Source organism: Nostoc favosum CHAB5714 (genome assembly GCF_020829495.1).
In the GTDB taxonomy this organism is placed as follows: domain Bacteria; phylum Cyanobacteriota; class Cyanobacteriia; order Cyanobacteriales; family Nostocaceae; genus Nostoc; species Nostoc favosum.
Genome location: NZ_JAIVFQ010000002.1, coordinates 121,919 through 140,763 on the forward strand (window position 1 = coordinate 121,919; position 18,845 = coordinate 140,763).

Here is an 18,845-nt window from a genome sequence, read left to right on the forward strand (position 1 = left end):
CTATTCATTAACATGATTTCCATTTGGTAAGAATTCAGAATTTAGAGTTTCGCTTGGAGTGTAAGGGCATATTTCTGGAAAAATTTGCTCACCTAATTTAGTCTCTCGCATTGCCAAAGCTAAACCTAGTTCATAAACAGTGGGGAAAACTTCGTCTAAATAAGGTTTCAAACTAGGGCTATCTTGCAGAAGCAGCTTAATTTGAACACGTTGCTCTTGAATTGTACCCAACCAACTATTGCTACGTTTTTCAGCTTGAAACTGCCATTTCAGCAGGTGTCCTAACAATACTCCTAGCCGATTTCTTAATTCTTGTCGTTCTCTTCTGCCCAAAGTTTCAATTTCTTCAATTAGGTTAACAGTATCTAATTGATCCCACTGTTGAGTTTTGAGCAAGCTAACTTGCTGTTGAGTCCAAGTATAGAAATCTGTTTCATACAGATGAGATGTGTACATCTTTTCGACAGTCATAAGCTTTTATTTAGCAAAACCGTGATAATGACTTTGGATAATCTAGGACTTACGCACAGCTAATGAAAAACGAACCACAGAGGACACAGAGAAGCCAGTGCGCCCTTGCGGTTCCCCGACTTGTTCGCTCTTAGCGTTCCCGCAGGGTAGCAACTGGCGCGTCACGGAGGAATGAGAGTTTGAGAGAGTTTTTGCGTAAGTCCTATAATCAATGGTAGAGCGATGCCTACGGCGGCAAGCTACGCCTCACCTACTATATAAAAAAAATATTGGGTGGTGCGATGCCTACGGCTGCAAGCTACGCACCACCCAACCTAAAATAATCTAAAATCTAACGACTAATTCGCTACTTCAGCCACCTCAATCACGCGCCCTTCATAGTCCTTGACCAAAAAATTCAGGGGCTTTTGGTTGCGAATCTTGAATTTCAAACCGCGCACTTCGACTCGCATTAAAATCATTTCCAGGCAGTCGTGATCAAAACAAACGTGGCGTTGCTGATTTTTGCTACCTAAACTCGCCCCAGTAATGACATGTAGCTGGGTGTTTTTCTTCAATTGATACCACAGCCCATCGTTGGCATTATTCATCATTTTGCTAGACAAGCTCGGCCCAGTAGACATATATAGTGGATCAATGCCAGTTGCGCCAATAGTTTGTTCGTAATTGTAGTAGTAGTGCAATGGCACCTCAGCTGCTGGCAAATCTAGCAGCCCTTCATACAACTGTCGGGCAATCTCCAAATCCGACACCATTACAGTGTGTACTTTTGGGGCACTGGTGAGGAACATCCACATTGCGCCAGCGTAAGCTGCAAGCAGCATCACCATAATGCCTTGAGTGGAGAACAGGCTATCTAAGGGCAGGGAAGGCAGAAAGGAGCCTAAGGTAAGGGGACTGAGCAGGAACGATATCACACTAACTGCTATAACCATGAACAAATAAGGATTCTATAAGGGAGCCGATTTTATGATTGTCGATTAAGACTAAAATTAAGTCTTTGTTTCTAGTTTATCAATACTCAAGTAGTCTGAGTTTGGGGTACAAACTGGGCAACACCAAGATATTATGCGATTAGCTACCGGAGTGCAATTCCCAAAACTATTTTAACAACTATCCATCGAAAGGCTTATGCAAATTCCTCATTTCCCGGAAGCTAATCACCCCCTGGTGAAGTCGCTGTTCCATCACAGTGACCATGAACTACTGACTCTGTTTCAGCAAAATCCAGATGCCGGAAAGTACTTCACGGTGATTTTTTGTCGCTATAGTCCCATAGTGTATACCTTAATTCGGCATTCGGCGCGATCGCCTGTGCAGGCAGATTATCTGTTTGCCCTCACCTGGCGGCATATCTACTACGAACTCGGTGGACTAAATTTAACCGCCTCTGAATCAGGCGAGGAAACTTTAACCATGCAAAATTGGTTAATTAATATGACAGCTTTTTGTATTAATGAGATTAAAGTACCATCCACAGAAGCAATTCATTATTCTCTGCAAGCGACTTCGCCGCCGCTATGGTGCTATGTACAACAGGCATTAGACCAACTACCACCAGTTTTGCGATTAATCGTGTTAATGGCTCAAACTTTCCACTGGAGCGAAACTAGAATCGCCGCCTATCTGCAAGCCGAAGGAGAAGCGATCGCACCTAATGAAGTAGCCAATTTTCTTCAGGAAGGCTATCGTATGCTAGAGGATAAATTACCCACAGATATCCGCGCTATATACTTTGGGGAAGATTTAGCGCAATCATAAATTAAGTGCAAATGCGTATATTGTTTGTCTTCAATTTAAAAACTTAAAACTTTTTCTTAGACCTTCTACTTAAACCCGCAACTTTAGGGGTAATTTTTATGAAACAACGGCTTGTATTTCCCAGGCAAAAGGTAAGCTTAATTTGTGTAGGTGCGATTTCTCGTCCCCAAATACTTTTACAGAGCTTTTTACTGTTTACTTTTTTGCTGAGTCCCATAGCTGCGAGTGCAGTTGATATTACGCAACAACTCCACCGTCCTTTAAATAGTTCTGTTGGGCGACAATCAAGAGATGAAGCAGATGGCTTGCTGAGTATCGGTGAAAAACAATACGCTTCAGGATATGCCGATAAAACAATTACGTCTTGCTTGCGGGCATTGGAACTATATCACGCAATTGGCGACCTGAAAGCACAAGGTCTAACTTACAATTTGCTTGCTAAGGCTTATGTGCAGATTGGTAGTTTAAAAGAGGCGGAAGATGCTTTAAGAAGAGGATTAGCGATCGCTCGTGATACTAAAGACTTCCAATCTCAGGTTTTTGTGCTAAATAATATCGGTACATTTTTCCTGCAACAAGGAGAATTTGCTGCTGCCAGCAATTCTGTTGAAGATGCACTCGCAATTGCTCACGGTGTCAAAAACATTGAAGGAGAAGGACTATCTTTAAGTAATTTGGGTTTAGTAACTGCCAGGTTAGGAGATTATAACAAGGCGATTAAATTGTATGAAAATGCTTTAATTTTCCGCCGTCAGACTGGCGATGCCATCGGTGAAGCAAATACCTTAAATAATTTAGGAGATGCTTACTTAGCATCTGGAAATTATCAGGATACTATTGGCACTTATGGGGCAGCAATGCAGATAGCTAAAACTAACCGCGATCGCACTAATGAATTACGGGCAATTGACGGTTTAGTTACTGCTCACACTGCTGTCGGACGTTATGAACGGGCTTTTGATTTACTAGAGGAACGTTTAAAACTCGCTAAAGAATTGCAAAATTTGCGAGAAGAATTAAAATCTTTTGAGTCTTACGCTCAGTTATACAAGCAACAAGGTAATTACCTAACTGCTCGCAATTTTTACGAAAGGGCTATTATACTGGCGCGGACATTGGAAGACAGCAAGCAAGAAGTGCAATTGCTGGATCAGCTAACTAAAATGCTTCAGCGCAAGTAGAAATCATTCAATTTTAGATTTTGAATTGAAAGAGAATAGGACTTACGCAAAAACCCTCTCAAACTCTCATTCCTCCGTGACGCGCCAGTTGCTACCCTTCTCCTGACGGAGACGCTGCGCGAACGGGAACGCGCTTGAGCGAACAAGTCTCTTAACCGCAAGGGCGCACTGGCTTCTCTGCGCCCTCTGTGGTTCGTTTTCCGTTACCCGTGCGTAAGTCCTATCAACGATCAATTTAGTCCACAAAGCGTGGACTTCAGCTATGAGACTCGGAATGAATTCCGAGGCGGGATAGAAACGCAGTGCGAGATTTATTAATAAAGATATGGCTGCGACGAGACTTGTGTGTACACCGTAGCCGACTCGGAGAGGGACAGATTTGAACTTTAGTTCAAGTCAGGGAGAGGTTCATCGAACTCACGTTTGATTAATTCAAGAAGACTGAACCGTTTCGTTCGATTCTCATAGCACTTCTACCCTGTGTTGCATTCGTAGCTTCGTTAAATCTAACTTCCAAGCTTCCTAGCTCTGACGAGGGTTGTGGAGTTACTATCAACTGTCCGCCATCTTCTCGTTCAAATGTCACCGTTACTGGTGCGCTTAAAGCTTGCAGTGTGACATCTGACTTACCTGGTAGCGATCGCGGTGCCGTATCGCCAATCACTTGGTAGGTTACATTAGCCGCAGTGTCATTTACCAACCTGATGTTAACTATACCATTTACTAGTGTGATCGTAGCGCTGGGGGTTTGCCGTGGTTGTAGTAGTGGTGGTTGGTCGGTGGAAACCGCTCTTGGTGAGGGCTGTTGAGTTTGATTTCTAGGGGCTGCGCGTGATGGTTTAACACCTGGCCCTGGTGGTAAGGGAGACAATTGCCCCTCAGCCGGAGCAACTGGGCGTGGTGGTTTAACACCTGGCCCTGGTGGTAAGGGAAACATTTGCCCCTCAGTCGGAGCAACTGGACGTGGTGGTTTAACACCTGGCCCTGGTGCTAAGGGAGACAATTGCCCCTCAGTCGGAGGAACTGGGCGTGGTGGTTTAACACCTGGCCCTGGTGGTACGGGAGCCTGAGAGCGGTTATAGGGTGGTTCACTAAAAATACTAGGACTTGGGTTAACCTTGGGAGTAGATTCTTGTGCTACTGCTTGAGGAATTGCTGGCAGACTAATCAGTAATCCCCCAAAAATAGCGCCAAATAACTCAGCAGACTTGCGAAATTTTTGAGACTTCATATTCTTTATTGGCTCCTATAAAAACTTAATTTTTTTTAGAAAGATTGATACAGCAGAAAATTAAATTAGTTTTTATCAGTCGTTTAGTACATCTAATATTTAACAAACTACTTGATTTTTCGTATCTAGCTAAGGATGCAAAAATAATCTAAATAATTAAATATATTTCATTCTCAAGACTGAAAGCCTCAATCATGCAATAAGACCACATTTTTATAACAGTTAAATTTGTCTTGTTTAACAACATACCGCTAGAAAATAAATTTCCTGACTAATAGTTAAAGTCCAGTTGAGTGGACTGAAATCTTACATCTATCACAGGAAACAAATATTTCTTGCCGAATTAAGACTCAAGAGTTATTGGTAAAGTGACGGTGAACGTGGTGCCAATGCCTTGAGTGCTTTCAACTTGAATATGACCCTGGTGATGTTCCACAATAGCTTGAGCGATCGCTAATCCCAATCCTGAACCAGTAGCGCTGGCTGTATCTGTATTCCCAGTTGTATGAGTCCGTGCCGGATCTACCCGATAAAACCGATCAAACAAGCGTGGTAGTGCTTCTGCTGGAATTCCAACACCGGTATCACTCACTTTAACTTGCAACTGGGCGCTGGTATAACGTAGTCCAGAAACGCGATTTATTCCTTCTATCCGCGCCAATTCCACTTTCACCCGTCCACCTGCTGGAGTGTAATGCAAAGCGTTAGCAATCAAATTTGTGAACAGCCGCACCAGTTGATCCCAATTGCCCCCAAGGGTAAACCAATTTTCCAGTAATTCCGGGCTAGTTTCGGAGGCGGGTGGATCAACTAAGTCTAGAGAAAGAGCGATTTTTTTTTCAGGGAGTAACAAGTGTTGTTCTTCAACCACCTCCATCAGCAAAGCGTCTAGCGGACAAGGTGAAAAAGTATCTTTGCTAATACCACTATCCTGTCGTGCTAAAAACAGTAAGTCATTAACTAATTTACCCAAACGCTGCGTTAACCGTTCCACCACCTTTAATTGTTGCCGATACTGCAAAGAATTAGTCGCTTCTGTCTCTGCTAAATCCAAGTCAGCAAGAGCAACTTGCACATTTGTTTGAATCAAAGTAATGGGACTTCTAAGTTCATGAGAAGCATCAGCAGTAAATTGTTTGAGGCGTTGGTAAGACTCTCCTACAGGTTCCATCGCTTTACCCGAAAGAAACCAGCCACTTGCGCCGACAGAAAGTACCATTAACCCAATACCTAGCGCCAAATCAAAAATTAATTGGCGACTGGGTTTAGTAACTTCAAACCAGGGATGACTAACACGCAGATATCCTAATACTTGCCGCCCCACTTCCACCCGTTGGGTAACTTGCCGTAATAACAGTGGGGAGTGGGGAGTGGGGAGTGGGGAGTAAGGGGTGAGGAGTTTATCATCTTTGCCTTTTTCTTTCTCTCCCTTAACTACGCCCACAGTTTCACCAGTGCGGTTGGCATGAATAGGAATATTTAGGGGTTCGGATAGCGTTGACCATAGTAATTCACCAGTCGGACTAAACCATTCTAAGTCGATGTGGTCATCTTCTACGGTGTCGGTATTGTCACGAAAACTGGCTTCTAGATTATTAATGCGAAATTTATCTGGATCAGCATTAATTGGTTCAAATATGAGCTTAGATGCACACGGGCTTGTTGTGAGACAACGCTCCACTATTTCCACTACATGGTTAAGGGTATCATCAATCCGCTCAATCAATGTACTGCGGACGTATAAATAAACGCCACTGGCAAACAGTAGTAGTAATACAGCAGTTACAGCAGTGTACCAAAGGGCGAGACGGCGACGAGTAGCCTGGAACATATCACCACAATATCCAAATCGCAGAATTAGGCAATACTTTTTAAAATACTTTAAAAATTCAAATTTTTGAATTAAACTTTTTACGTAAATTTACTGTAGCAATATATTTTATGTAAAAGTTAGATTCTACTTGCAATAGATGAGAACAAAGGTACTTTAGAGAACAATAAAAACCAGAAATCAATAACCCGTAGTTACTTTATGACTTATACTTCCATTCCAGATTCGGCTATTTATTACATACTGACAACAAGTCTGTCTTTGTTTTTGCAAATAATGAGTCTTTGACTAGTTATTAGTAGCAACTTACTAAAACTTCAAATTTGCAAATCTGAACCATTTGACATCTACCAAGTCATAAACAATCGCTTCAGTTAAAAAAGTAAGAATCACACTTGTCAACAAGTTGCATTTCCACTAAATAAGTCAGAACTCAAGCAGCATCAACAGTAATTCTTGGTTATGTCAATAGCTAGTTAACATTACCGCACTATAAGTAACTTGCAGCCAGTATAAGCATCGGAGTTTTAGAAAAATACTATGGCAACAACATATACAGGATTTCCAGATCCAGGAAGTAGCAGAACTACAGCTTTAGACACTACATCTGCACTCTATATGGGTGGTTCACTCAGCAACGACTCCAGTATTTTTCAGGACTCTGTTAGTAGTACTGATACTAGCAATTATTACAAAATCCGCATTGGTGCCAGCAGCAGCGACCCCGCTAGCGCTGTGACGCTGAGATTGAATGGTTTGACTGGTAACGCAAGTCTAATACTGTATGACGAAAGCGGTAATACTCTCCAAACTGCCAATGCTAGCGGTACAACACCAGAATTACTCACTCGCAGCCTGAATCCTGGTTTCTACTATGTCCGTGTCGGTTCAGTGAGTGGTGCAAGCACTAATTACAACCTCAGCCTCTCAGCTAATCCGATTAGCATCAATAAAGCCGGTGACGACTCCCTAGCGCAAGCATTCAACATTGGTTCTCTAACTAGCAGCTACACTACCACTGATTATGTTGGCAATAGGGGTGTCATCCTTGATAACGATGATTACTATCAATTTAACGTAGTAAATAGTGGGGCGTTCAGCTTAAACCTCAATGGTCTAGGAGGTGATGCCAATGTGAAATTACAGAATAACTCTGGAACAATTATCCAAAGTTCTACTCAAACTGATACTAATTCAGAATCAATTAGTCGCAGTCTTGCTAGCGGCACATACTACATTCGAGTGTATCCTGGTGCCACAAGTGCGACAAACTATACTTTGAATCTCAACTTTGTTGCCGACCCAGTAGACAATGCAGGGAACACCCTATTGGAGGCTCGCAATATCAATACCTTAAGCTCTACGCCTTCAAACTTCACAGACTATGTAAATAGCATTGATACTAATGACTATTACCGTTTTGATTTAACGTCGAATACTCTAGTTGATCTGACCTTAACACCTCAAACAGCAGATGCTAACGTCCAACTACTCGACAGTAACGGCGCAGCGATCGCTACTTCTAGCCAGACTAGTATTACTTCAGACATTATCCGCCACAGCTTGAATGCAGGCGCATACTATATCCGTGTATACCCGGCTTCTGGTGCAGCAACTAACTACGATCTGAGTGTTTCCGCTACTCCTATTGCCCCTGATATAGCGCCAAACACCCGAGGTACAGCTAAAAATATTGGCACCCTAGATGGTTCCCAGAACTTCAGCGATTTTATTGGCAATATCGACACAGACGATTATTACCGTTTCAATCTGGCTTACAAGAGTCAGTTAACCGTTTCTCTTCTTGGTCTATCTGATAATCCTCGTGTCGATTTACTCAACAGCAGTGGAACCACGCTCCAGAGCTTTAGTATCTCAGAAAATACACCAGAATTTACTTTTGCCACTAATAGTCTTGTAGCGGGTACTTATTACGTTCGGATCAACTCTCTTGGTGCTAACACTTTCTACAACCTAAACCTGTTAAGCGAGCGTCAATTTGAGAAGTTGGAAATCTCCCCAGGATCAAGTAGTTCTAACCCGAATAATCTCACGGCGCTGGGTAGCACCTTGTACTTTACTGCCAACGATGGTAACGGCATCCAACTCTGGAAAAGTGACGGTAGCCTAGCAAGTACAACTAAGCTCACCAACATTAACCCTGGCAGTTTTAACCCAGACAAACTAACTGTTTTTGGCAGCAAGTTACTCTTCAGTGCTGATGATGGTACTAACGGTAGGGAACTTTGGGTTTACGATGGTACGACAGCCAATAGAGTCAGTAATATCAATCCTGGACTTGGTAGTTCAGACCCCAAGAATCTGACCGTAGTTGATAACAAAGCATTCTTCACTGCTAATGACGGTACTTACGGCAATGAACTTTGGGTTTACGATGGCACGACAGTTAGTCTAGTCAAAGATATCTACTCAGGTTCCACGGGTTCCAGCCCCAGCAATCTCATCGCATTTAACAACAAACTGTATTTCGCCGCCCTTGACTCAGTTAACGGTGTTGAACTCTGGTCAAGCGACGGTACCGCAGCCGGAACCACCCTTGTTAAGGACATCAGACCTGGTGGATTGAGTTCGCCTCCTGCCACACTGACTGCAATTGGTAGCACTCTCTACTTCACTGCCAATGATGGCACTAAGGGCCTGGAACTATGGAAGAGTGATGGCACCAATGCAGGAACAACTATTGTCAAAGACATTACCTCTGGTACGGGCGGTTTTGCACCAAGCGAACTTAGACCTTTAGGTAGTACCTTATATTTCGTCACAGATAGCAATGGTGACTTCAAACAAGAACTATGGAAAAGTGATGGCACCGATGCAGGAACTATGCGGGTCAAAAATGACCTGACAAAAGCTCCGAATACTGGTTTTGGCCCCCTGTATCTGACTGCTGTCGGTAGCACTCTCAACTTCACAACCTATGACAGCACAACAGGATTGGAACTGTGGAAGAGTGACGGCACCGATGCAGGCACAATTTTAGTCAGCGATATCTGGGAAGGCCCAGATCCGAACAACAGTTTTCCCAGTAGTCTCGTTAATTTTGGTAATACCCTCTATTTTGTAGCTTCTGAGTCTACAAACGATAGAGAAGTGTGGAGTAGTGATGGCACAGATGTAGGTACGAGAAGGGTGAGCGATATCAACTCAACAGGCAATGCCAACCCTACCCAGCTGACTGTCGTTGGTACACGACTATTCTTCACAGCCACCAACGGGACGGATGGAACAGAATTGTGGGTTTTATGAAAAGGAGGTGATGTTTATAACCAAGTCATAAAGTAAGAATTTCCGTTTGCTCAATTGCATATCAGCGTCTCAAACAATTCTCGGAAGCCTGGAAAATCACTCCTAAATGTGATGTTCAAAATTAAGGTTTCAAACCCAAAAAAGCCAATTGGAAAGTTCAAAACTAACCGAATTCACAGAAATATACTGAGGAGCGAATTTGAATCATGAAAAATAACATCTTAGCTATTATCGTTGCTGCTGGTACCGCCGTTGTCGGTAGCTCTTTGTTATCAGCACCAGCCCACGCCCAGCTAACTACTAACCAAAACGTGTCTGTTCAAATTAGCGTGCCAGAAGTACTTTTTTTGCGGACTTTCCAAACAGTTGATTTAGCTATTACTGAAGCTGACTTGGCAGGAGGTACGGCAGTAACTACAGCTGGAATTGGAAAAGACTTCAACACTGTTGCCACGACAACCGGTACTACTCTTATCGATCAAGCTAGTCCATTCGCTGGTTTAACAGGCGGTAGTATCACAAAAAACGTGAGTGAATTGTATGCTGTTTGGTCTAATAACCCCAGTGGCAGTATTGCTGTCACCTTGTCCCCTACTACCACTGCTCTTACAGGTCCAAATAGTGCTACTGCAAGCATTGTCAGTATCGCTAAAACTGTTGCTGATCCAGCTACTCCACCTGGTTTAGATACACCTTTCGTTGGTGGTGCAGATATAACGTTTGACTTGGGTACTGCTACGCAGGCTGGTGCGTACACCGGAGGTGTCGTCAATGTTAGCGTGACAGCTCCATAGTTCCATCATTACTGGTATAGGCATCTTGCCTGCTGCCATTGACAAGCAGGATGCCAACCAGATAATGCCATTCTCATTGTTAAAGACAGTTACAGCCCAGCCAAATGGTTAGCAATCAGACAATTCATTTTCAGTCTTGCTTAAGTATGCTACTGGCACTTCTGGCTTGGCCACAGCCCCAAGTTGTAGCGCAATCTCTAAATTTGCCAGAGCCAACACAAATCTATCAGATATCAACCCCCCAACAACTGACCATTCCTCCCCAACAGTTAGGGGAAATTTTACCTGCTCCCGTCAGTCAGGCGGTGACGAATCAGCAAGATTTACTAGCTCCTCCCCAGTTTCATACGTTGATTACCCGCGAGTTACCAGAGCTTTGGCAGATGCGCGTTCCTATAGACAAAGTGGGTTCTCTCTATGCCACTTATGAACTTAGAGCAGAGAATGGACAAAATAATGGGTTTAGTAGCAATTATCGTTCTGAGCAAACAATGCGCGTTGTTGTAGAACCGTTACCCATTATCGAGATATATCGGGATGAGAATACCAACACAGCTTTAGTTCAGGGGGGCGCGCGGTTGCAATTCGATCTCGCTAATGTCGGAATTGCAGGTGGCTATCGGGGTGTAATAACGGTCACGGTAAACCAACATTAGTAATAAATAGTACTTACCTATAAATGGTATGTAAAGATATGTTTCGCAGAGCCACACATTTAGCCTTAAGTTTAATAGGGGCATTTGCCCTGGGTATATCAAGCGCCACAGCTTTGAATATTGGTGTCAGCCCAAACCGAATTGAACTAGAAATTAGTCGTAAAACTCGCACTCAAGCGATTCGTGTACTCAACTTATCTTCTGAGCCGATTGAACTCAAAGCTTATGTGCGGACTTGGAAGATGAATGAAGACAATAAATTGGTAGAAATGCCTTCCACCGAGGAATCATTAGATCAGTGGACTGTTTTCACTCCGTCTCAATTTACCGTTCCCCCTCGCAGCGCCCAGACTATACGTTTTGCTATTCGTCCCAAAGTTCAACCTAAACCAGGTGAATACCGAGCTGTACTATATTTTGAAGAAATTCTTTCTCCCAGTGAGAAAGTCAAGGGTGTGCGCTCTGTAGGACGCTTAGGGGTTGTCATCTATGGCTATGTAGGAGACATCAAGCGAGTTGGTGTACTCAATTCAATTACTGTAGCTCCTCAATCCAATGGTGTAACAGCGCGATTTGATATTTCTAGCCAAGGTAATGGTTATGTCCGGCTAAAAGGTCAATATGCCATTTGGCCTGCGGCTAAATACCCAGGAGCTACGGCTACAAAACCTATAGAAGACTTGGAAAAACCAGGAAAAAAACTCCCACAAAATTTATTAGCTGTAGGAACCCTGCCACTATTGCCCGTATTACCTAATACTCGTCATAACATCGAATTACCTATCACTCAGACATTAGAACCGGGTAAATACGTATTAGATATTAACGGCGAATTGAACGGAGTAAAAATCGATCAAGGTATTCCCTTTACTGTTCCAAAAGCTACGACTACCGCCTCAAATCAAACTAGGTCTTCTGGTTCTCAAAATTTGAGGAATCGTCTTCGTAGTAAATAGCTTTTACTTCATCAAAAGCTGAAATTATCAGAGGTTGTTTGAAAAGTGGTGGCTGAGGTATCCAAAACTTTAGATTTTTCAAAAGAGGACTTTGAGAAGGTTATTCTCCCTTTTTTAAGGGAGGCTAGGGGGGATCTTGATACAAGCTTATACTTTTCAAACATCCTCTCAAGCGGAGTTGATTTTGTACTACGCCTGAATTTATTAGAGGATGTTTCTAAAGTCTAATTTATTACTCACCTGGCGACTATAAGTCGCGGCTACACAGACCTAACCCTCAGCCCCTTCCCTACAAGATAAAGGGAGTAAGATTCAAAATCTCTTTCCTTAGAGTTAATTTGTAAACTAGAGTAAAGTCTTTGATTCGTAAGGGTTTCAGGAATTTGAGCCAATCAAGCGTTTATTCTCTGAAAGTAATGCCCAGCAATCAATTGGATATCCTTAAAATTTTCTTTACGAATCAGTTCTTATAGGAGAGAAGTCAGAGTGTATTTAATACAGATGAGAAACGCTATATTAACCTAACCTTACTGGCTTAATAAGTCCTTGACTTTGTATTATTCCACGGAGGTTGACTTCCCTACGTGAACGCTTGTGTAGTAGCTATCTTCAAACAATACTTTTAAAACATCCTCTTTCTTGCTTTTTTAGTTATCAACTTTTGCTTAATTACCTTCCCAAATTCAATATAGTTTTTGTGCTTAACTAAGATATGCTGCATCTTATTTTACCACCTACACCACCTGCAATTGTTATTAAAATAAACCAGTCAGATAGTATTAATGGCAAGCATGTAAATGAGAAAATAATGAGTTTGCTTAGGCAAAAAAAACGCATGATACCTGCCTCTGAAAAAAGTAGTAATGCTACAGCATTAAAAATACAATATTTAGATTATACAGTTGATAATATCCAGTCTGTTCATTCAACAGTAACGATTAATATTCCCACCAAAACTCCAGCTTCTGTACCTACTATTTCGACTAATCAAACTATTAAAGTAGCTTTACCACTGTCATCAAAAGTTTATAATTTGGCAATTAAACTGATTGCCAATAGTCCCCCAGAAGCAAAAAATGGCAACTCAACAGCAACCATTAACATTCCTACCAAAACTCCAAGTTCTGTACCTAATATTTCGACTAATCAAACTATTAAAGTAGCTTTGCCACTTTCATCAACAGTTCCTAATTCAGCAATTAAGCTGATTGCCAATACTCCCCCAGATGCAAAAAATGGCAAAGAAAATCCTACTAATACTACAGATAGCACTCCAAAAGCTACTAATACAAAGACAAAGTCTACTAATGAGATTAACGTAGTAGATAAACTGAGGGGTACTTCTACACCTGTAGATACAGGAACAAGTACTATTACTCAAAATATCAAGGCAACAAATGGAAAATTTTTGGTTGGGGTGATTATCAACAATAGAGAAGTTGGTAGTTTAGAGCTTCGCATGGATACTAATACTATTTTAGTTCCCCTCCAAGAATTTGCAGAAATCGCTAGTTTCAGTGTTGAAAATATTGATGATAAAACCCAAATAAAAACTCCTTTGGGAGTTGTTAATTTAGCAGCGATTAACCTGAAACAAATTGATGGAATAACATATATTAGTCAGGCATTACTCAAAGAAAAATTATCTACTTTGATAGAGTTTGATGCTGCTAATTTAGCTTTGAGTGTTAATTTGCCTTGGCGACGTGATAGTGGGAACTCTCCACAGCCAATATCTGAATTACAACCTGAAGTTATACCTCCTCTCAGTGCCTTTTCCAATTTAAGGCAAGAAGTACAAATTACCAACGATTCTGGAGACACACGGGTACGTAGTGCGACTCTTTTAGGGGGGCGGCTAGCAGGAGGCAGTTGGCGGGCACGTTTGAATAATACTTTTGTCAATCAACCTGATGTTTCTGAATACTTTTTCTATAAACGTACCAATCAATTTCGCTATCAAATCGGTAGGCAACAAGTTGGTTTGCATCCTTTACTGAACGGCATGAATCTGACGGGAGTACAACTTGGTTATAGCAATTTAGCTGCCGATAGGTTTTCACAACAGTACGGTGCATCTGAACTTTTACCCAGACGAGGTAGACCTTTACAAACATTTCAAGGTCAAGTACCACCAGCAAGTTTTGTGCAGCTAAGAATAGGGGGAATTGTATTTGCACAACAACAGGTTGGACTCAATGGTAGATATGAGTTTATTGATGTAAATTTACCTAATAGTAATACCAATGAAATTGAACTGTTGGTCTACGATCGCAACAATCTGAGTGTACCTATTGAAATTCGCTCTTTGAATATCAATGTTTCTGATTTGTTGCTTCCAGCAGGTGGCAATGTGCAGTTAGGTGGCTTGGGATTAAGCGGCAATCTAGCACAGGATTCCTTTTTTGGAGATTACGGTTCCGAATCAGGTAAGCTGGTTGGATTTTATCAATTGCGCCAAGGACTTTCAGACAATCTAACTTTTGAAGGTTCTGTGCAAGCTATTCCCGGAATTGTACAGACACAAGCCGGCTTCATTTGGCGACTGGCAAATCCATTTATTCTCGCTAGTAGTATCGGTACATCACGTGGCCAACTTGGTTATACAACCGATTTAAGCCTAAATTTGGGTCGGTTGGAAGTTATCGGTAATTCGCAATCGTTTCCTAATGAATATAACTCAACTAATCAATTGCGCGATCGCTTCAACCATAGCTTGGAAACAAAATATCGTTTCAGTAATAATTTTTCCTTAGGATTTATTGCCCGTAGCCGCCAAGACGAATCTACAGGCGCTAGTTATATTTCACCTACTTTTTTTCTAAATCCTTTTAAAACCTTATCTTTAGCGGGTAGACCCGATTTAGATGGGCGATATTTATTCACTGCTTTCTATTACCCAAATAGCTCAACTAGACTTAGTTTAAATACTTTTGGTAATGTATACACTTCAGATTTTACCTATAATTTAAACCGACAATATCAGTTATCTTTCGGTACTGAATTTGGTGGCGATTTAGCAAGTCGTTACTCTACGACTCTAAATTATAATTCTCCCAACCTCAACGGCTTGAGTTGGAGAGCAGGACTTGCTTACAGCAATGGCGATGTCGGTCCAGTTGTTGGTGCTAGTATGCAGGTGCTACCAGGCTTATTTGCCAGGGTGGAATATCAAGGCATTCCTTCCAGAAGTAGAAACCTTTTGGGTGGATTCGGGGACGATCGCCTGACTGTTTTACTAGTGTCAGATTTATCTTTTGCCGGGGGTAGTGTTATTCCAGCTAGGTCTTCTGGTTTGGGACAGGAAAAAGGTGCGATCGGTGGGCAAATTGTAGTAGAAGGAGGAAAGAAAGACTTTGACTTAGGTGGGGCAAATATCCGCGTCGTAGATAGTCGCAACAACAGAGTTAGCACAGCTAAAACTGACTCCTCTGGCAAATTCTTTATTGGCAACCTCCCAGAAGGTATCTACATTGTTGAACTTGATCCAGATAGGTTGCCTATAGAACTTGCTACCGTCAAAACCAGCATAGTAGCAGAAGTAGCCGCGTCAGCTGTGACTCGTTTAGATTTCACCACAAGATTAGAATACGGACTAGCAGGACGCATCACTGATGTGGCAGGTAAGCCAATGCCACAAGTGCAAGTGGAACTAGTCAATGCTGGTGGTACACACGTCTTATCAGCCGTGACTGACGAATTTGGTCTTTATCGTCTGGATGGAATTCCCATTGGTAAGTACACATTGCGAGTTCCTAACCAAGATGGCATGACCAGTACCGAAACTTTTCCCACACGAGAAGTAGCAATTAACAAAGAGTTTATCTACGACCAAAATCTGCAATTGCCATTTGCCACAGCAACGAAGAAAACGAAGGAAAAATGAAGTTCCCTTTCCTTTGACTTGCTAATAACCTTTTCTAACTTTGTGAACAACCCTTCTCCACTTTTGCTTTGGAATAGGCAAGCAAGAAATTACTCCTTCTCGAAAAGCTGCTTCGCCTCTATGCACCATTTAACTTACTATGTTTAGTATCCCCCAGTTAAATGGGCTATATCTGCCTGCCTTTAAGTCATTATGGCAAAATCTAAAAAAAGCGCTACCCCCATCAATTTAAACGATCCACAATATTATCTTAACCGAGAGTTAAGCTGGCTAGAATTTAATGGCAGGGTATTACATGAAGCCTGTGACGATCGCACGCCCCTTCTGGAACGCCTAAAGTTTTTGGGAATCTTCAACTCTAATTTAGATGAGTTTTTCATGGTGCGCGTTGCTGGTTTAAAGCAACAAGTAGAAGCGAAAGTTACCCTGTTGACTCCTGATGGTCGGACACCACAACAACAGTTAGACGATATTAGGTCTACCCTCACTCCTCTTGTAAAGAAAGAGCATCAACATTTTGAGCAAGTACTTCGTCCTCTACTAGTAAATCATGGCATCCATATTCTGGATTACATAGATTTGAATCAAAAACAGCGGACTCATCTCAACAGTTATTTTGAGGAACAAGTCTTTCCAGTTTTGACTCCCCTGGCTGTTGATCCTAGTCATCCCTTTCCTTTTATTTCTAATCTCAGTCTGAATCTGGCTGTTGTGGTCAAAAACCCAGACACCGAAGAAGAATTCTTTGCCAGAGTCAAAGTCCCCAGTGTTCTCCCCCGATTTTTACCGATACCGCCTGAGTTGGGAGATCAGAACAACGACAAACCTGCACACTGGACTGGTGTACCTTTAGAACAAGCGATCGCTCATAACTTGGAATCTCTATTTCCAGGGATGAACATTCAAGAATATCATCCGTTTCGCATTACTCGTGATGCCGATTTGGTCTTAGAAGAAGATGAAGCAGATGACTTATTGTTAGCGATCGAACAGGAATTGCGAAAACGGCGCTTGGGTGGAAGTCCAGTTCGGCTAGAAATTCAATCCCAGACTCCTGAAATAGTGCGATCGCGATTATTGCATGATTTGGAATTAACAGAAAGCGATCTCTACGAAGTAGACGGTCTTTTGGGGTTGCGGGATTTGATGTATTTTATGTCCTTGCCATTGCCGGAACTCAAAGATCCACCACGCCAATCTGTTGTACCATTACGCTTGCAAAGGCTGAGAGAACCGAGTTTAGACCCAGATGGGCTGGAGACGGACGAAGGAAAAGACTTTTTTGCTGTGATTCGGGAAAAGGATTTACTAGTACACCATCCCTATCAATCCTTTTCGGCTACAGTGGTGCGCTTTATTACCCATGCCGCCTACGATCCAAATGTGTTAGCCATCAAGATGACCCTTTACCGGACTTCTGGCGACTCGCCCATCGTCAACGCCTTAATTGCCGCCGCCGAAAATGGCAAGCAGGTATCCGTGCTGGTGGAATTAAAGGCGCGATTTGATGAGGAGAATAATATTTACTGGGCAAAAAGACTAGAAAGAGTCGGGGTTCATGTCGTCTATGGTTTAGTCGGGCTAAAAACCCATAGTAAAACCGTCATGGTAGTACGGCGGGAAAAAGACCGGATACGTCGCTACGTGCATATTGGCACTGGTAACTATAACCCCAAAACGGCACGACTGTATACAGATTTGGGATTGTTCAGTTGCCGTGAAGAATTAGGTGCTGACATCACAGATTTATTTAATTTTTTGACAGGCTACTCCCTGCAAAAATCTTATCGAGAGTTGCTAGTTGCGCCTGTGAATATGCGCGATCGCTTTTTGGCACTAATTCACCGCGAAATCGAAAATGTTCAAAATGGATTTTCTGGACGCATTGTTGCCAAAATGAATTCCCTAGTCGATCCGCAAATTATCGCTACTTTATATGAAGCCTCCCGCGCCGGAGTGCAAATCGACTTAATTATCAGGGGCGTTTGCTGTTTGCGTCCAGGACTCAAAGACATTAGTGAAAATATTCGCATAATCAGCATTGTCGGTCGTTTTTTAGAACACTCTCGGATTTATTATTTTCATAACAATACACAAGAGGAAATCTATATCGGCAGTGCCGACTGGATGCGCCGCAATTTAGATCGCCGAGTGGAAGTAATTACCCCAGTCAAAGACCCAGATATTGCCAAAGATTTGCAAGAAATTATGGGAATTATGCTCGCAGATAATCGCCAAGCTTGGGAATTACAAGCTGATGGCACTTACATTCAACGGCGTCCCTATGATGATTCTCCAGAAGCTAATTCACAAAAAATTCTCATGAATATGGCATTACGCTCAAGTGGTGTAGCCTCAAACCTGATTGATTAAAAATTGAAGAAGAATTCAGAAGTCAGAATTTAGCAGCGGAACCGGAGGCTCCGAAAGCTCCGGTCAGAATCACTTTTCGTAGCAGATTCAGACCCGCCACTGTCTTGTTGACCACTAAATCTTCTCTTTCAGAGACGCACTCGCGTTCGATTTAGTGGGGGTCTTAATGCTCTTTGATTCATCCGCCAGTACTTCTCTACGAGACGCTGCGCGAACGACAGGCTCAGTAACCATCGCACAAAATACCCAACAGAATTCTGGCTCCTGACTCCTGAATTCTGTTTTGATAAGTTACTTATACCTTGACAACTAGCTCAACTTAGTTTACTTAGAAAACCTGACTTTTTTGAGAAGTTATCTCAATACTGCGTAGGTTTTGCCTAAAAAAGAAAAATGCGTAGGTTGGGTTAAGGAACGAAACCCAACCTAAGAGCGGGG

General features: G+C 42.3%; 12 protein-coding genes. 8 read left to right on the forward strand and 4 right to left on the reverse strand.

What is annotated here, in order from left to right:
* The gene (locus tag LC586_RS02120) at positions 1-456 is read right to left on the reverse strand and encodes a DUF29 domain-containing protein (protein WP_229482888.1); all 456 of its coding nucleotides are present in this window, start codon (positions 454-456) and stop codon (positions 1-3) included.
* Between the two features lie 353 nt (positions 457-809).
* On the reverse strand, positions 810-1,406 hold the full coding sequence (locus LC586_RS02125; protein ID WP_190735826.1) for a glyoxalase-like domain protein: 597 nt from the start codon (positions 1,404-1,406) through the stop codon (positions 810-812).
* A gap of 196 nt (positions 1,407-1,602) precedes the next feature.
* On the opposite strand from LC586_RS02125, the gene LC586_RS02130 reads away from it, so the two are divergent.
* A complete protein-coding gene (locus tag LC586_RS02130) occupies positions 1,603-2,232 on the forward strand; it encodes an RNA polymerase sigma factor sigma-70 region 4 domain-containing protein (RefSeq protein WP_229482732.1) in 630 nt (209 codons plus the stop codon).
* A 98-nt stretch (positions 2,233-2,330) separates the two neighbouring features.
* On the forward strand, positions 2,331-3,413 hold the full coding sequence (locus tag LC586_RS02135) for a tetratricopeptide repeat protein (RefSeq protein ID WP_229482733.1): 1,083 nt from the start codon (positions 2,331-2,333) through the stop codon (positions 3,411-3,413).
* A 427-nt stretch (positions 3,414-3,840) separates the two neighbouring features.
* On the opposite strand, the gene LC586_RS02140 is transcribed toward LC586_RS02135, so the two are convergent.
* Together LC586_RS02140 and LC586_RS02145 are read right to left on the reverse strand one after the other, a co-directional pair.
* On the reverse strand, positions 3,841-4,644 hold the full coding sequence (locus tag LC586_RS02140) for a fimbrial protein (RefSeq protein ID WP_229482734.1): 804 nt from the start codon (positions 4,642-4,644) through the stop codon (positions 3,841-3,843).
* 343 nt (positions 4,645-4,987) lie between these two features.
* Entirely contained in the window at positions 4,988-6,475 is a 1,488-nt protein-coding gene (locus LC586_RS02145) for a sensor histidine kinase (protein ID WP_229482735.1), read from the reverse strand.
* 540 nt (positions 6,476-7,015) lie between these two features.
* On the opposite strand from LC586_RS02145, the gene LC586_RS02150 reads away from it, so the two are divergent.
* The 6 genes from LC586_RS02150 to ppk1 all read left to right on the forward strand — a co-directional run bounded on the left by LC586_RS02150 (position 7,016) and on the right by ppk1 (position 18,407).
* A complete protein-coding gene (locus tag LC586_RS02150; RefSeq protein WP_229482736.1) occupies positions 7,016-9,742 on the forward strand; it encodes an ELWxxDGT repeat protein in 2,727 nt (908 codons plus the stop codon).
* Between the two features lie 206 nt (positions 9,743-9,948).
* Positions 9,949-10,536: a hypothetical protein gene (locus LC586_RS02155; protein WP_229482737.1), complete on the forward strand. Its 588-nt coding sequence runs from the start codon at positions 9,949-9,951 to the stop codon at positions 10,534-10,536.
* Positions 10,537-10,640: 104 nt separating this feature from the next.
* Positions 10,641-11,192 (forward strand): hypothetical protein, encoded by a 552-nt coding sequence (locus LC586_RS02160; protein WP_229482738.1) that lies wholly within the window; start codon positions 10,641-10,643, stop codon positions 11,190-11,192.
* Between the two features lie 38 nt (positions 11,193-11,230).
* Positions 11,231-12,148 (forward strand): fimbrial biogenesis chaperone, encoded by a 918-nt coding sequence (locus tag LC586_RS02165; RefSeq protein WP_229482739.1) that lies wholly within the window; start codon positions 11,231-11,233, stop codon positions 12,146-12,148.
* An 835-nt stretch (positions 12,149-12,983) separates the two neighbouring features.
* Positions 12,984-16,034, forward strand: coding sequence for a carboxypeptidase regulatory-like domain-containing protein (locus LC586_RS02170; RefSeq protein ID WP_229482740.1), 3,051 nt, complete (start codon positions 12,984-12,986; stop codon positions 16,032-16,034).
* Between the two features lie 192 nt (positions 16,035-16,226).
* Positions 16,227-18,407, forward strand: a complete 2,181-nt coding sequence (gene ppk1 / locus LC586_RS02175) for a polyphosphate kinase 1 (protein ID WP_229482741.1) — start codon at positions 16,227-16,229, stop codon at positions 18,405-18,407.
* Positions 18,408-18,845 lie beyond the last annotated feature (438 nt).

Bases quoted from the DNA above. Each gene is read 5' to 3' on its own strand.
- LC586_RS02120 (WP_229482888.1), bottom strand. From the start codon at position 456: ATGTACACATCTCATCTGTATGAAACAGATTTCTATACTTGGACTCAA.
- LC586_RS02125 (WP_190735826.1), bottom strand. From the start codon at position 1,406: ATGGTTATAGCAGTTAGTGTGATATCGTTCCTGCTCAGTCCCCTTACC.
- LC586_RS02130 (WP_229482732.1), top strand. From the start codon at position 1,603: ATGCAAATTCCTCATTTCCCGGAAGCTAATCACCCCCTGGTGAAGTCG.
- LC586_RS02135 (WP_229482733.1), top strand. From the start codon at position 2,331: ATGAAACAACGGCTTGTATTTCCCAGGCAAAAGGTAAGCTTAATTTGT.
- LC586_RS02140 (WP_229482734.1), bottom strand. From the start codon at position 4,644: ATGAAGTCTCAAAAATTTCGCAAGTCTGCTGAGTTATTTGGCGCTATT.
- LC586_RS02145 (WP_229482735.1), bottom strand. From the start codon at position 6,475: ATGTTCCAGGCTACTCGTCGCCGTCTCGCCCTTTGGTACACTGCTGTA.
- LC586_RS02150 (WP_229482736.1), top strand. From the start codon at position 7,016: ATGGCAACAACATATACAGGATTTCCAGATCCAGGAAGTAGCAGAACT.
- LC586_RS02155 (WP_229482737.1), top strand. From the start codon at position 9,949: ATGAAAAATAACATCTTAGCTATTATCGTTGCTGCTGGTACCGCCGTT.
- LC586_RS02160 (WP_229482738.1), top strand. From the start codon at position 10,641: ATGGTTAGCAATCAGACAATTCATTTTCAGTCTTGCTTAAGTATGCTA.
- LC586_RS02165 (WP_229482739.1), top strand. From the start codon at position 11,231: ATGTTTCGCAGAGCCACACATTTAGCCTTAAGTTTAATAGGGGCATTT.
- LC586_RS02170 (WP_229482740.1), top strand. From the start codon at position 12,984: ATGATACCTGCCTCTGAAAAAAGTAGTAATGCTACAGCATTAAAAATA.
- ppk1 (WP_229482741.1), top strand. From the start codon at position 16,227: ATGGCAAAATCTAAAAAAAGCGCTACCCCCATCAATTTAAACGATCCA.